The sequence below is a fragment of the Actinoplanes teichomyceticus ATCC 31121 genome, assembly GCF_003711105.1.
Lineage (GTDB): Bacteria > Actinomycetota > Actinomycetes > Mycobacteriales > Micromonosporaceae > Actinoplanes > Actinoplanes teichomyceticus.
Genome location: NZ_CP023865.1, coordinates 6,364,676 through 6,377,658, shown reverse-complemented (window position 1 = coordinate 6,377,658; position 12,983 = coordinate 6,364,676). Strand labels below are relative to the sequence as shown.

12 protein-coding genes are annotated in these 12,983 nt (G+C 72.9%); 3 read left to right on the top strand and 9 right to left on the bottom strand.

The features are described from left to right. Window positions 1–16: 16 nt before the first annotated feature. The 4 genes from ACTEI_RS27970 to ACTEI_RS37440 form a co-directional block, all read right to left on the bottom strand. Window positions 17–1,483, bottom strand: coding sequence for an FG-GAP repeat domain-containing protein (locus ACTEI_RS27970; RefSeq protein ID WP_122980389.1), 1,467 nt, complete (start codon window positions 1,481–1,483; stop codon window positions 17–19). Between the two features lie 109 nt (window positions 1,484–1,592). Further along, a complete protein-coding gene (locus ACTEI_RS27965; RefSeq protein ID WP_122980388.1) occupies window positions 1,593–3,113 on the bottom strand; it encodes an FG-GAP repeat domain-containing protein in 1,521 nt (506 codons plus the stop codon). A gap of 47 nt (window positions 3,114–3,160) precedes the next feature. After that, window positions 3,161–3,475, bottom strand: a complete 315-nt coding sequence (locus ACTEI_RS27960; protein WP_122980387.1) for a hypothetical protein — start codon at window positions 3,473–3,475, stop codon at window positions 3,161–3,163. 4 nt (window positions 3,476–3,479) lie between these two features. Continuing rightward, complete coding sequence (locus ACTEI_RS37440; protein WP_164465795.1) at window positions 3,480–3,647, bottom strand: hypothetical protein; 168 nt, start codon at window positions 3,645–3,647, stop codon at window positions 3,480–3,482. A gap of 385 nt (window positions 3,648–4,032) precedes the next feature. On the opposite strand from ACTEI_RS37440, the gene ACTEI_RS27955 reads away from it, so the two are divergent. Further along, complete coding sequence (locus ACTEI_RS27955; protein ID WP_239082339.1) at window positions 4,033–4,929, top strand: helix-turn-helix domain-containing protein; 897 nt, start codon at window positions 4,033–4,035, stop codon at window positions 4,927–4,929. 16 nt (window positions 4,930–4,945) lie between these two features. Here ACTEI_RS27955 and ACTEI_RS27950 read toward each other — a convergent pair whose 3' ends face one another. Then, on the bottom strand, window positions 4,946–7,003 hold the full coding sequence (locus ACTEI_RS27950) for a S8 family peptidase (protein ID WP_239082340.1): 2,058 nt from the start codon (window positions 7,001–7,003) through the stop codon (window positions 4,946–4,948). 131 nt (window positions 7,004–7,134) lie between these two features. On the opposite strand from ACTEI_RS27950, the gene ACTEI_RS27945 reads away from it, so the two are divergent. Both ACTEI_RS27945 and ACTEI_RS27940 read left to right on the top strand, forming a co-directional pair. Then, window positions 7,135–7,569, top strand: a complete 435-nt coding sequence (locus tag ACTEI_RS27945; RefSeq protein WP_122980384.1) for a nitroreductase family deazaflavin-dependent oxidoreductase — start codon at window positions 7,135–7,137, stop codon at window positions 7,567–7,569. 83 nt (window positions 7,570–7,652) lie between these two features. Further along, complete coding sequence (locus ACTEI_RS27940) at window positions 7,653–8,798, top strand: DUF5925 domain-containing protein (protein ID WP_122980383.1); 1,146 nt, start codon at window positions 7,653–7,655, stop codon at window positions 8,796–8,798. Window positions 8,799–8,944: 146 nt separating this feature from the next. Here the strand turns inward: ACTEI_RS27940 and ACTEI_RS27935 are convergent, their stop codons facing one another. The 4 genes from ACTEI_RS27935 to ACTEI_RS27920 are packed head-to-tail and all read right to left on the bottom strand — an operon-like array spanning window position 8,945 to window position 12,910. Then, complete coding sequence (locus ACTEI_RS27935) at window positions 8,945–10,171, bottom strand: adenylosuccinate synthetase (RefSeq protein ID WP_122980382.1); 1,227 nt, start codon at window positions 10,169–10,171, stop codon at window positions 8,945–8,947. Beyond that, window positions 10,171–11,007: a hypothetical protein gene (locus tag ACTEI_RS27930; protein ID WP_122980381.1), complete on the bottom strand. Its 837-nt coding sequence runs from the start codon at window positions 11,005–11,007 to the stop codon at window positions 10,171–10,173. Before ACTEI_RS27930 ends, ACTEI_RS27935 begins: the two co-directional genes overlap by 1 nt. Before the next feature lie 44 nt (window positions 11,008–11,051). Next, a complete protein-coding gene (locus tag ACTEI_RS27925) occupies window positions 11,052–12,161 on the bottom strand; it encodes a molecular chaperone DnaJ (protein ID WP_122980380.1) in 1,110 nt (369 codons plus the stop codon). Continuing rightward, a complete protein-coding gene (locus tag ACTEI_RS27920; RefSeq protein WP_122980379.1) occupies window positions 12,158–12,910 on the bottom strand; it encodes an NUDIX hydrolase in 753 nt (250 codons plus the stop codon). The genes ACTEI_RS27925 and ACTEI_RS27920 overlap by 4 nt, the downstream gene beginning before the upstream one ends. Between the last annotated feature and the right edge of the window lie 73 nt (window positions 12,911–12,983).

Below are 12,983 nucleotides of genomic sequence, written 5' to 3'. Positions count from 1 at the left end.
GAGACGGTGGAGTCGGTCAGGCGAGGTAGAGGCGGCCCATGCCGTCGGTGGTGTCGAGGCCGTGGAAGCGGCCCCAGCCGGTGGTGACGACGCCTTGGTCGGAGAAGCCGGTGGGGGTGTTCTTCCGGACGGAGACGTCGGTGCCGTTGTGGACGATCATGTCGGCGCGGCCGTCGCCGTCGATGTCGGCGAAGTAGAGCCGGCCCATGCCGTTGGTGATCTGCAGGCCGTGGAAGCGGCCCCATCCGCTGGTGATGACGCCGAGGTCGGTCCAGCCGGTGGTGGTGTTGAGGCGGACGCTGATGTCGGTGCCGTTGTGGACGATCATGTCGGCGCGGCCGTCGGCGTTGTAGTCGGCGAAGTAGAGCCGGCCCATGCCGTTGGTGATCTGCAGGCCGTGGAAGCGGCCCCATCCGCTGCTGATGACGCCGAGGTCGGTCCAGCCGGTGGTGGTGTTGAGGCGGACGCTGATGTCGGTGCCGTTGTGGACGATCATGTCGGCGCGGCCGTCGGCGTTGTAGTCGGCGAAGTAGAGCCGGCCCATGCCGTTGGTGATCTGCAGGCCGTGGAAGCGGCCCCATCCGCTGGTGACGACGCCGAGGTCGGTCCAGCCGGTGGTGGTGTTGAGGCGGACGCTGATGTCGGTGCCGTTGTGGACGATCATGTCGGTGCGGTGGTCGGCGTTGTAGTCGGCGAAGTAGAGCCGGCCCATGCCGTTGGTGATCTGCAGGCCGTGGAAGCGGCCCCAGCCGGAGCTGACCACGCCCAGGTCGGCGAAGCCGTTGCCGCTGCCCTGGCGTACCGCCACGTCCGTGCCCGAGTGCACGATCAGGTCGGCCTTGGCGTCACCGGTGAAACTGTCGTACGGGCGGGTGTCGAGGGCGTGGTCCCAGACCGCGTCCACGATCCGGCCGGCATCGGCGACCTCGACCGGGTAGCGCTCCGGGTAGGCGGACACCTGGACGTCCTGGGCCACCTTGCCGACGGGCGCGCTCTGCCACGTGTTGTTCGGGTACAGCTTGATCATCTTGTTCAGGAAGGCGTTGGTGGCCCAGATCGGGTCGAGGCGGTCCGCGGCGCTGCCCCAGGGGTCCTGCTGCTGGAACAGTCCGAGGCTGGTGTGGTCCACCTTCTGGTCGTGGTTCTGCAGTCCGGTCTCGACGATCGCGGTGTCGATCGCGATGACAGCCGCCCGGCGTACCATGCCACGCTCACGAACCGCCTTGATGATCATCCGGGCGCAGGACACCCGGTAGGCGTTCATGTATCCGTCGAGTTTGTTCTCCAGCACCCCGTTGAGCTGGTCGGCGAGAGCACTGTCGGTGCTCGTGGTGCCGTCGTCGTCGCAGGGGGCGTTCGAGATGGCCAGGGTTCCGGCGGTCGGCTCGTCCTCGGCTCGCGCGGTCGACGACATGGCCGTCACCATCAGACTGCTTGCCAGGGTCACGGTGAGCCCGCGCTTGATCGAATCCAGGAACGTCATGACTACTCCAGAGGGGCGGCGAGGGGCCCGGGTCTGTCGGCGGGGCCGGCCGGCAGACCCGGGACCATCCGGGGCGGGAGGGATTGATCCGAGCGTGCGTGCGCCGTGATCAGGCGAGGTAGAGGCGGCCCATGCCGTCGGTGGTGTCGAGGCCGTGGAAGCGGCCCCAGCCGGTGGTGACGACGCCTTGGTCGGAGAAGCCGGTGGGGGTGTTCTTCCGGACGGAGACGTCGGTGCCGTTGTGGACGATCATGTCGGCGCGGCCGTCGCCGTCGATGTCGGCGAAGTAGAGCCGGCCCATGCCGTTGGTGATCTGCAGGCCGTGGAAGCGGCCCCATCCGCTGGTGATGACGCCGAGGTCGGTCCAGCCGGTGGTGGTGTTGAGGCGGACGCTGATGTCGGTGCCGTTGTGGACGATCATGTCGGCGCGGCCGTCGGCGTTGTAGTCGGCGAAGTAGAGCCGGCCCATGCCGTTGGTGATCTGCAGGCCGTGGAAGCGGCCCCATCCGCTGCTGATGACGCCGAGGTCGGTCCAGCCGGTGGTGGTGTTGAGGCGGACGCTGATGTCGGTGCCGTTGTGGACGATCATGTCGGCGCGGCCGTCGGCGTTGTAGTCGGCGAAGTAGAGCCGGCCCATGCCGTTGGTGATCTGCAGGCCGTGGAAGCGGCCCCATCCGCTGGTGACGACGCCGAGGTCGGTCCAGCCGGTGGTGGTGTTGAGGCGGACGCTGATGTCGGTGCCGTTGTGGACGATCATGTCGGTGCGGTGGTCGGCGTTGTAGTCGGCGAAGTAGAGCCGGCCCATGCCGTTGGTGATCTGCAGGCCGTGGAAGCGGCCCCAGCCGGAGCTGACCACGCCCAGGTCGGCGAAGCCGTTGCCGCTGCCCTGGCGTACCGCCACGTCCGTGCCCGAGTGCACGATCAGGTCGGCCTTGGCGTCACCGGTGAAACTGTCGTACGGGCGGGTGTCCTCCTCCTGGATGTGGTTGTAGCGCACCGGTGTGTACTGGGCGGCGTAGCTCTCGCTCCAGGTGTCACGGATCGTGTCGCTGCTGCCGGTCTGCTCGATGACGACGGGCTTGGTGTGCTCGGCATCCGACCACTTCACGAACAGGGCCACGTGGTTCTGATGCGGATCGCCGGTGTACCGCAGCAGCGCGTCGCCGGGCTTGAGCGAGCTGCGCGCGATCTTGTCGGCCTTGTCGAGCAGGTTGCCCGTCCAGTGGCCGGAACCGGAGCCGCCGATGCCCCAGGCCATCGAGACGAAGCCGGAGCAGTCGGTGCGGTAGTCACCGTACCTGTTCTCGTAGCACCGGCTCTGGCTGTAGGGGATGCCGACGTCCAGCCAGCTCTGCGCGCGATCCAGCACCTGGTCGCGGGTGGGGCGCAAATCGCTGCCGTTGTCGTCGCACGGAATGCCGGTCGTTGGCACCGCGGCCGAGGTGTCGCCCCGCGGTGGCAGTCCCGGGTACTCCGGCAGGGGCGGGTCACTGGGCGTGTCGGTGGTGGCCGCAGCCGCCGCGACCGAGCCGAGCGGGCTCACCGCCGGGGCCGGCTGCGCGCCGGCGGCGACGGTGCCGGCCACCACCGCGAAGGCGATCGCTGCGCGCAGGGCATGTCGGGTACGCATGGGAACTCCTTGTCGGAAAATGTTGTCCAGAAAGATCGGCGAGGGCGTCAAAGGCTGTGCCCCTCGCGGGGGAGATGGGGTATCCGAATGTTCCGGGCCGCTGTTGTGCTGCCGTTCCGTAGGAGCGGCGACATATCGACGGCCCGTGTGACGAGGGCATCTGCCGTGGTTGCCGGATCCGTTCCTGAGACGGCTTTCATCCATATGCCGACGGCAATGTGATCCGGACGTATTCGCACCGTGATGTGTTCGACGTCGTCCTCCGGCAAGGTGGCCGCCCACAGGGCGTCCACCAGGATTTCTCGGCTGGCCACGAGCGTCGGTGCAGCACCGGTCCGGATGGCGATCATGGCCAGGCGCATCGGGTCAGTCCCAGATGAAGCTTCCGGAGGGGGCGGTCGGAAGCGGTGCTGGCCCCGCGGTGGACGCCACTTCCGGTGACAGGTCGCCGGCGTTGGTGATCGGCCCGGAGAACGCCTGGAAAGATGCGAGGAATGCAAGCATGGCGGCGGCGACGGAAATGCGTGCAGGCATGTCTGAACCCGTTTCGAGAAAGAGGTGGGCGAGCGAAACGCGTTCTGCCGCTTCCCGGGTGGCGGCCGGCGTTGCGCCAATATTCTGGGCAGGGCCGTCGGCGTCGCGGAAGGGTGATGGCCGGGTCGCTTCCGGCCATGACCGCAAGCGGCCACGCCGCGATGGACCGGTACGGGTCATCCGCGGGCAACGCCCCCAATGGCCCGGGAACGGGGGTTTACCGCCCGTTGCACTGCGACTACTGCTGTGCGAGCATCCCGTTCTAGATCAAATTCATTCCTCTGCGACGGGGGCAGGGAAAGTGCTGGCTGCTCTAGGTTTGAGCCGGACGGCGGAGGCCGTCTACCAATCGTTGCGGGAGCAACCCGACCACGGAGTCGCCGAGATGGTCGAGCGGCTCGGCATCACCGAGGACGAGGTGCGTGTCGCGCTCGACGACCTCTTCGAACTGGCGCTGTTGCGGGAGTCGGCGGAGACGCCGGGCCGTCTGCACGCCGTGGATCCGGGCATCGGCCTGCGGCAGGCGCTGGCCCGGCAACAGGCCGAACTGGCTCGTCGGCAGCGGCAGGTGGCCGAGGGGCAGGCGGCTATCGCGCGGCTGATCGAGAGCTGCGGGCGCGTCCAGGAGCGAGCCGGTCCGGCCGCCACCGAACTGCTGGGCATGGACCAGGTGCAGGACCGGCTGGAACTGCTCGCGCAGGAGACCGAGCGCGAGGTCATGACGTTCATGCCGGGCGGCGCGCAATCCCCGGCCGCGCTCGCGCACGCCCGGCGCAACGACGCCCGCGCCCTGGCCCGGGGGATCCGGATGCGCACCGTCGGGCTGGACAGCATGCGTAACGACCCGGCGACCATGGCGCACGCGCGCTTCCTCACCGAGAACGGCGCGGAGTTCCGTACGTCGGCGGTGCTGCCGCACCGAATGATCATCATGGACCATCGCGCCGCACTGGTGCCGATCGATCCACGCGACTCCCGCAAGGGCGCCCTGCTCGTTCTCGGCCCCGGCATCCTGGCCCCGATGATCGCCCTGTTCGATCAGGTGTGGGAGATCGCGACGCCGTTGGGCGCGGCGACCGACCCGGATCGCCAGGGGCTGAGCACACGGGAACGCGCGCTGCTCAAACTGCTGGCTGAGGGACTCACCGACGAGGCGGCCGCGGCCCGGCTGGGCTTCTCCCCGCGGACCGCGCGCCGGATGATGGCCGACCTGATGGAGCGGCTGGACGCGCGCAGCCGTTTCGAGGCCGGTCTGAAAGCAGCCCAGCGCGGCTGGCTGTGACCGTGATCCGCGTGGCTCAGGCCCGCACGGCCGGGCTGGTGGCGCCGGGCACCCTCGTGGTCGAGGACAGCACCACCCGGTAGCGGCCACCGCTGACCAGGCCGGTGATCTTCCGGCTGCTCGTGGCCGGGTACGTCCGGACCGTGGTCCAGCGCCCGCCGACGTACCGCTGCACGGTCAGCTTCTGGCCGGTGGCGCCGGCGACCCGGACGGTCAGGGTCTTGCGCGCGCTACGGGTCACCGTCAGCGCCGCCGTCAAGGTGTACGAGCTGGTCGCCGAGGCGGCGGTGTTGGTGCGGGTGGCAGGCACGGACAGGCGTACCCGGAAGGCGGCCGTCGCGGTCCGGTACACGGTGTACGTGCCGGTCACGCTGGTTCGGCCCGGGGTGCACGACCAGGCGCGGCCGGCCACCGAGACGCAGACCGAGACCGGGCGGCCCGCCCACGCCCGGCCGTCCGCGGTGACCCGGAACGTCGTGCTGGTGCGGGCCCCGTAGGGGACCGTCCGGCTGCCCGTGCCGGCGGTGACCACCGGCTTGGCGACCACCGGGACCGACGGCGTCGGGGCGGTCGGCGACGAGGGCGACGGCGACGGCGTGGAGGGGGCCGGCGACGAGGGCGACGGCGACGGCGTGGAGGGGGCCGGCGACGAGGGCCACGGCGACGGGGTGGAGGGGGCCGGCGACGAGGGCGACGCTGCCGGGGTGGAGGGAGCCGGCGACGAGGCCGACGGCGACGGCGGGGTGGAGGGCGACGGGGCGGGTGCGATCCTGGCGAGGGCGGCCGCGGCGTCGATGCGGCCGTGGCCGTAGTCGGTGTCCCGGCCGGCCGGGCCCAGGTCGACGGCGGACGCCTCGAGCGCGGACTCCACCTGGTCCGGGGTGAGCCCCGGCCGGGCGGCGACGAGCAGCGCGGCCACCGCCGCGACGTGCGGCGACGCCATCGAGGTGCCGCTCATCGTGGCGTACCCGCTGCTGCCCAGCGCGGTCGGGTAGGTGCTCAGGACGGCGCTGCCCGGCGCGGCCACGTCGACGTAGTCGCCGGCGTTGGAGTAGGGGGCGACCGTGTCGGCGGAATCGGTGGCGGCCACCGCGATCACACCCTGGTCGGCGCCCGGGTAACTGGCCGGGCTGCCCTTCGTACGCTCGTTGCCCGCCGCCGCCACCACGACCACGCCCCGGCTCCGGGCGTAGGCGACCGCGCTGGTGACCGCGCTGGAGTGCGCCGTTCCGCCCAGCGACAGGTTGATCACGTCCGCGCCGTTGTCGGCGGCCCAGACGATGCCCTCGGCGGTGTCCGAGTCGTATCCGCTGCCCGTCGCGTTCAGCACCCGTACCGGCAGCACGCGCACATCGGGGGCGACCCCGGAGACGCCCACGGCGTTGCCGGTCAGCGCGGCGACGGTGCCCGCCACGTGGGTCCCGTGCCCCTGCGGGTCGGTGTCACCGCCGGCCCGGCCGGCGATGGCGTCCCAGCCGGTCAGCACCTGCCCGGCCAGGTCCGGGTGGCGCGCGTCGACCCCGGTGTCGATCACCGCGACGGTCACCCCGGCGCCGGTGGACCGGGCCCAGGCCGCGGGCGCGTTGATCCGGGTCAGGTCCCACTGCCGGGACCGCAGCGGGTCGCTGCCGCCCGGCGCCTCCAGCGTGTGCACCACGCCGTCGACCTCCACGCCGAGCGCGTTCTCCGCCTGCTGCGCCTGCCGCACCAGCCGGGTCGCGGTGGCCCGGTCGCGGGCCTCATGGACGGTGATCACCGGACGGCCGCCGGCGTCCAGGGCGGTGCCGACCACCCGGACCGGCCGGGCGGCGGACACCTCGGCGGGCAGGATCCGTTCCGGGGCGGCGCTGAGGGCGCGCGAGCGCGGGGCCGCGGCGAGCGTGCGCGAGCCGGCGCCCTCGGCGACGGCCGGCGGGGCCGGGACCACCGGCGCGGCGGGGCTGCCGTGCGGCGCGACCCGGGCGTAGGAGACCGGCTGCCAGCCCGCCGACCCGGACGGCACGGCCAGCGCCCCGACCCCGGCGAGCGCCGCCGCCGTCAGCACACCGGCCAGAACCCTGCGTCGCGTGGCCACCCTCATCCCGTCCCACTCCCCGTCCGCGGCCGCCCCCGCGACCTCTCCAGCAAAAGGTCGGTCGTTTCGAGTGCGAACCGGGCAGGCGCGGGTTGCGATCGGGTTGCGGTGATCGCCGTAGACTCTGACCTATGCCATTGACCGGTGAATACGAGCCCAGCACCCTCGACTGGGCACGCAACCAGGCGGAACGGTACGAAGCGACCGGCGGCGCGGAGGCCAACGACATCCTCGGCCGGCCGATCGTCGTGGTCACCAGCGTCGGCGCGAAGAGCGGCAAGCTGCGCAAGACCCCGCTGATGCGGGTCGAGCACGACGGGGAGTACCTCGCGGTCGGCTCCCTCGGTGGCGCCCCGAAGAACCCGGTGTGGGTCTACAACCTGCGCGCCAACCCGCATGTCGAGGTGCAGGACGGCGCGCAGCGGCACGACTACACGGCGCGGGAGCTGTCCGGCGCCGAGCGGGAGGTGTGGTGGCAGCGGGCGGTCGAGGCGTTCCCGAACTACGCGGAGTACCAGGAGAAGACCGAGCGGGTCATCCCGATCTTCCTGCTGACCCGCCGCTGAGCACCGGCGCAACCGGTCCGGTGGGTGCGGATCGTGCGGGAAAAGCGGATGCCACCAGGCCGTCCGCGCACGATCATGGGGGTATGCGGACCCCCCAGCAGCCCCTCGACCGCGCCAACGGGGCGACTCCGGCCGCCCGCACGAGCGCGGCCGCCCCGGCGAGCCTGCCGCTGTCCGGCGCCATCGACGACGGTGACCGGCTGGTGGACCTGGTCGACCTGATCGCCCTCGACCCGTTCGTCACCGGCCGTGAACCGTTCGGCCGCACCACCTGGCTGGAGAACCTGCGCGCCGACGCGCCGCTGACCGCGCCCGGGGCCCGGGTGGTGCGCGACGCGGTGGAGGACGACGGGCACGGCCGGCTCAGCGCCGGTGACGGCTGGACGCTGCACGTGATGCGCTGGAAGCAGAGCCGCCGGGCCCGGGTCACGGTCACCGCGACCAGCGGCGAGCTGGCCGACACCGTCCTCGCCGCGGCGACCGCCGGCGCGGTGGAGGAGCCGGCCCCGGCCGACGACAGCGTGCCGGTCGGCTTCTGGCACTTCGGCCCGCACGGGCCGCGCCGCACCCAGCGGGAGATCGGCGCCGCGCCGTGGGAGGCGATCCGGGCCAACTACGCGCGGCCGGTCGCCGACACGCTGGAACGGCTGATGGCGATCGACGCGTCCACGGTCACCGGTCGCCTCCTGCTGCTGCACGGTGAGCCGGGCACCGGCAAGACCACCGCGCTGCGGGCGCTGGCCCAGCAGTGGCGCTCCTGGTGCCAGGTGGACTGCGTGCTCGACCCGGAGCGGTTGTTCGGCGACCCGGCCTACCTGATGAGCGTGGCGCTGGGCAGCGGCGACGAGGACGAGCCGAAGTGGCGGCTGCTGATGCTGGAGGACTGCGACGAGCTGATCAGCGGCGACGCCAAGGCGAGCGCCGGGCAGTCGCTGTCCCGGCTGCTCAACCTCACCGACGGGTTGCTCGGCCAGGGCCGCAACGCGCTGATCGCGATCACCACGAACGAGGACCTGTCCGCCCTGCACCCGGCGGTGATCCGGCCGGGCCGGTGCCTGGCCAGCATCGAGGTGGGGCGGTTGTCGTACCGGGAGGCGGTGGACTGGCTGGGCACCGCGAAGGGGATCGGGCCCGACGGCGCCACCCTCGCCGAGCTGTACGCGCTGAAGACCGGCGCCCAGCCGGTCACCGTCCCCAGGCAGTCCGGCCCCACCGGCATGTACCTGTAGGCCGATGCCACCGCCCGGGGCTCGGCGGAGCGATGGCGCGCCCGGCGCACCGGTGCGCGCCGCCCTTCCCGGCCGGTCCCCTCAGGCGACCCGCCGGTGGTCGTGGCCGGGCCGGGCGGCTGTGCCCCGCTTTCCGGGCGGTCCCCTCAGGCGACCCGCCGGTGGTCGTGGCCCGGCCGGGCGGCTGCGCGTGCGCCGGCGAACCGCTTGTCGGCGGCGCGCGGGCCGTACGACTCCACGGCGACCGGGGCGTCCAGCAGCGCGCCGATCTCGCCCGCCCAGTCCCGCGGGCGGTGCAGGCGCGCGGGGCGGGCCCGCAGCAGCCGGGTGGTCAGCTCCTCCTGATAGGACAGGTCGCGGTACGGGCCGGGGACGATCCGGTCCCAGAGCCGGCCGTCCACCCGGTACGCGGTGCAGACCGCCAGCTCGGGGTGCGCCTCGGCCACGTCCAGGTGGGTGACGGCCAGTTCGTCGATCCCGCCGGCCACCTCCACGGCGTACCGGTGGGCGACCGCGTCGAAGTGACCGGTCCGGAACGCGCCCTGCCACTCGCCGTGGCCGTTGTGCGCCTCCGGCAGGCACAGCGCCGGGTCCTCGGTGACGAACGGCCCGGTCCCGTGCCTCGTGGTGTACGCCCGCACCACGCCGAGCCGCCGGAACGACGGGCACAGCTGCGTCACGTTGCCGAACGTCGTGGTGGACCAGGTGGTGTGCGGGTGCCAGCCGCGCCACTCGTCGAGCAGCACGCCCTGCGCGCCCTCGAAGACGCAACCGCCCTCGGACAGCAGCCGCATGGTGTGGCTCTCGTGCACGATGCGGACCGCGCGGCCGAACGCCGTGAACGCGTCCACCACGTCGTCGAGCGCGGTGTCGGCGTAGCCGTACGCCTCCTGCACCGCGGCCAGGCGGCGCCGCAGCCGCGCCGGTGACCGCACGTCGGCGACCCGTGGCGCGTCCGGGTGGCGCCGGGCGTACGAAACGGTCTCGCCGACGCCCAGGCCGCACGAGCCGTGCCGGTCGACGCGCTCGCGGCGCCGGTTCGCGGCCCGGTGCCACGGGGTGGCCAGCAGCGCGTCGCCGTCCACGGTGAGCAGGTGGAACGGGTTGCCCAGCGCGGCCGCCTCGGCGGACAGCGCGAGCGGGTCGACGACCACGAACCGGGTCAGGTGGGTCGGCACGCCGCGCAGTGTGCCGGAGCCGAACTGGGCGAACGTGTGGTGCCGGCCGTCGTCGGCGACCACGTTGTGCCCGGCTTGCGCGCCCCCGTTGAACCGGATCACCGCGCGCACCGGCAGGGTCGCGCACAGGGCGTCGACGACCGTGCCCTTGCCGGCGTCCCCGTAGCCCAGGTCGACGACCGCCACATGGTCCATCACGGCCGCCTGAGCGCCAGCGACAGCTCCGGGGTTTCCGCGTCCGTGCGCACGGCGCGTGCGACGGTCTCGCAGATTTCCGCGACGTCTTCGAGCTCCAGTACGTGCTGCGGGAGCAGGTCGCGCCAGGCGGCCAGCACCGCGGGGTCGGCGCCGTGCCCGGCGCCGCCCGGCCGGATGAAGAAGACCTCGAACTTGCGCTGCAACTCGGTGAGGATCGCCCGGGTCGGTACCGGCTGCGCCAGCTCGTCGCCGATCACCCGGCGCACCTGCGCCGGCTGCACGTACTCGCCCGGCATCCGATCGCCGACCAGGAACAGGTAGCCCTTCCGCCGCCGCTCGATCAGCGAGTCCAGCACCACGTGCCGGGCCAGGAAGTACATCGCCAGCTCGTACGACGCCCGCCGGCCCGCGCCCGGGCCGCCCCGCGGCAGGATGCGGGACAGGTCCTGGTCCATCCGGTTGTCCGATTCGAACTGGCCGACCTGCAGCGGCGCCGGGTCGCGCGTGGCGTCGCCGATCGCGCCGAACATCAGCTGCGGGTCGGTCACGCCGCCCGGGCCGGTGAGCAGCCCGAGCAGCCGCGGCAGCCGGGCCTGCAACGCCCGCGGCACGGCCCGCGTCGCGCCGGTGACGTCGAACATCACCACGATCGGGGTGCTGGCCGGGTGCTCCGCGCTGTCCCGGCTCTCCCGCATGAACACACCGGCCGGGTCGAGCGCCGGGTGCGCCCGCCGGGCGCCGCCGTCGCCGTGCGCGAAGGCGCTCGGCCCGGTCGCCGCCCGGTAGTTCGCGGCGGCGGTGTAGACGTCGGTGGACCAGCGTCCACTTCCCATGGTCACGTTCTCCTCGTCGAGGGGATGGTCAGGTCAGGCGGTGACTAGATCCGGTACCGCTGCGGGATCAGCTCGTCGAACTCGGCCAGCAGCCGCCACGCGTCCTGCGGGCGCATCCGGGGCGCGGGGTGCAGGCAGCCGTCGGCGAACCGCCGCAGCGGGTGCGGCATGTCCGGGCCGAACAGCCGGGTCATCAGCCGGGTGGCCAGGTAGATGTCGGTGGCCGGGGTGACCGGGCGCCCGACCGGCACCTCCGGCGGGTACTCCGGCTCGCGGCGGGCGATCAGCGCCTTCGGCCGGCCACCGGCCGGGGCCGCGTAACACCAGTCGATGAGGATCAGGCCGCGCGGCCGCGGGTCGACCAGCACGTGCTCCTCGAAGACCGCGCCGTGCACGACCCCGGCGCGGTGCGCCCAGCCCAGGCCGGCGAGCAGGCGCCGCCAGATCCAGACCAGGTCGGCCGGATCCAGGTCGCCGGTCGCGGCCAGGTCGCGGAAGCCGCGCTGCCGGGTGACGACATTGACCGTACGGCGGTGGCCGGCCCCGTCGACGTGCACGAAGGTGTCCATCAGCCGGGGCGCGTAGGCCCGGAAGCCGGCGCGGCCGTGACTGCGCAGCCGGCGCAGGGCAGCCGCCTCGACGGCCAGCAGATCGCTGTCGGCCGGGTCGCGCGGCACCTTGAGCAGCTGGTCGCCCTCGGCGAACAGGTCCGTCACGTCACCGGCGGCGAACCGCCGGTCGAAGCGGGACCACGGCTTGGGGTGGGGGACCGGGCCCGGATCGGTCCGGACCCGGTCGCGGGCCGTCTGCCGCCGGCCCGTGGAGGGATGCTGCTGCGCCCGGCCGGCCGGGCGGTGCGGGTGGACCACCCCGGAGTCGCGTTCGGCATAGAGGGCGCCGAGCCGGGCGAAGGCCAGCGTCGCGGATTCGACCCGCGCCGCCCCGGCGGCGTCCGGGTGGACGATCTTGGCAAGTTGCCGGTACGCCGACCGGGCGCTCACGTACCGGGCGCCGCTGGCCGCGCGGCGGTCGATGCCGAGCCCGGTCGTGGCGATCAGCTCGGCGAACGTGCCGGCGGCCGCGATCCGGGCGGCCGCCTCCTCGAAGGAGATCCGGAAGCGGGCCGGAGTGGTGGTGGCGTACCCGGGGTTCATCTGATCCTGTCCTCCCGTGTCGGCCGCAGCAGTGCGGGGTGCAACAGCCGGGCGTCGCCGGCCCGGTAGAGGCGGGCGCGCGGCCCGCCGCGTTCGCCGCCGCGGGCCGCGGTCTCGCCGGTGCTCTCCACGAAGCCCGGCACCGACAGCACCTTGCGGTGGAAGTTGCCGGCGTGCAGCTCCTCGCCCCAGACCGCGGCGTAGACCTGCCGCAGCTCGGAGATGGTGAATGCGGTGCCGACGAAGGCGGTGGCCAGCGGGGTGTACTCCAGCTTGTCGCGGGCCCGCTCCAGGCCGTCGGCGAGGATCTGGTCGTGGTCGAAGGCCAGGTCCTTCGCCTCGTCGACGGGCACCCAGTAGGCGCGGGCGGCGTCCGAGCCGGCGACCGGCTCCGGCAGGTGCGGGGCGAACGCCAGGTAGGCGACCGACACGATCCGCATCCGGGGGTCGCGGCCGGGATCGCCGTACGTCCGGAGCTGCTCGACGTGGACCCGGTCGAGGACGTCACCGGTGTCCGGCGTCAGCCCGGTCTCCTCGGCGAGCTCGCGCAGCGCGGCCTCGTCGAGGGTCTCGTCGCGGACGAAGCCGCCGGGCAGCGCGCGGTGACCGGCGAACGGCTGCTGGCCGCGCTCGACCAGCAGCACGCAGAGCCGGCCGTCGCGGATGGTCAGCGCCACCACGTCGACGGTCACGGCGACGGCGGGGTAGTCCCGGGGGTTGTAGCCGGCCAGGAAACTCGCCTCGTCCATGATCAGGTCCTTCTCGGTACGACGTCTCCGCGACGCCAGTCTTGATCAATCTGAGTACTACTCGGTTTGAGTA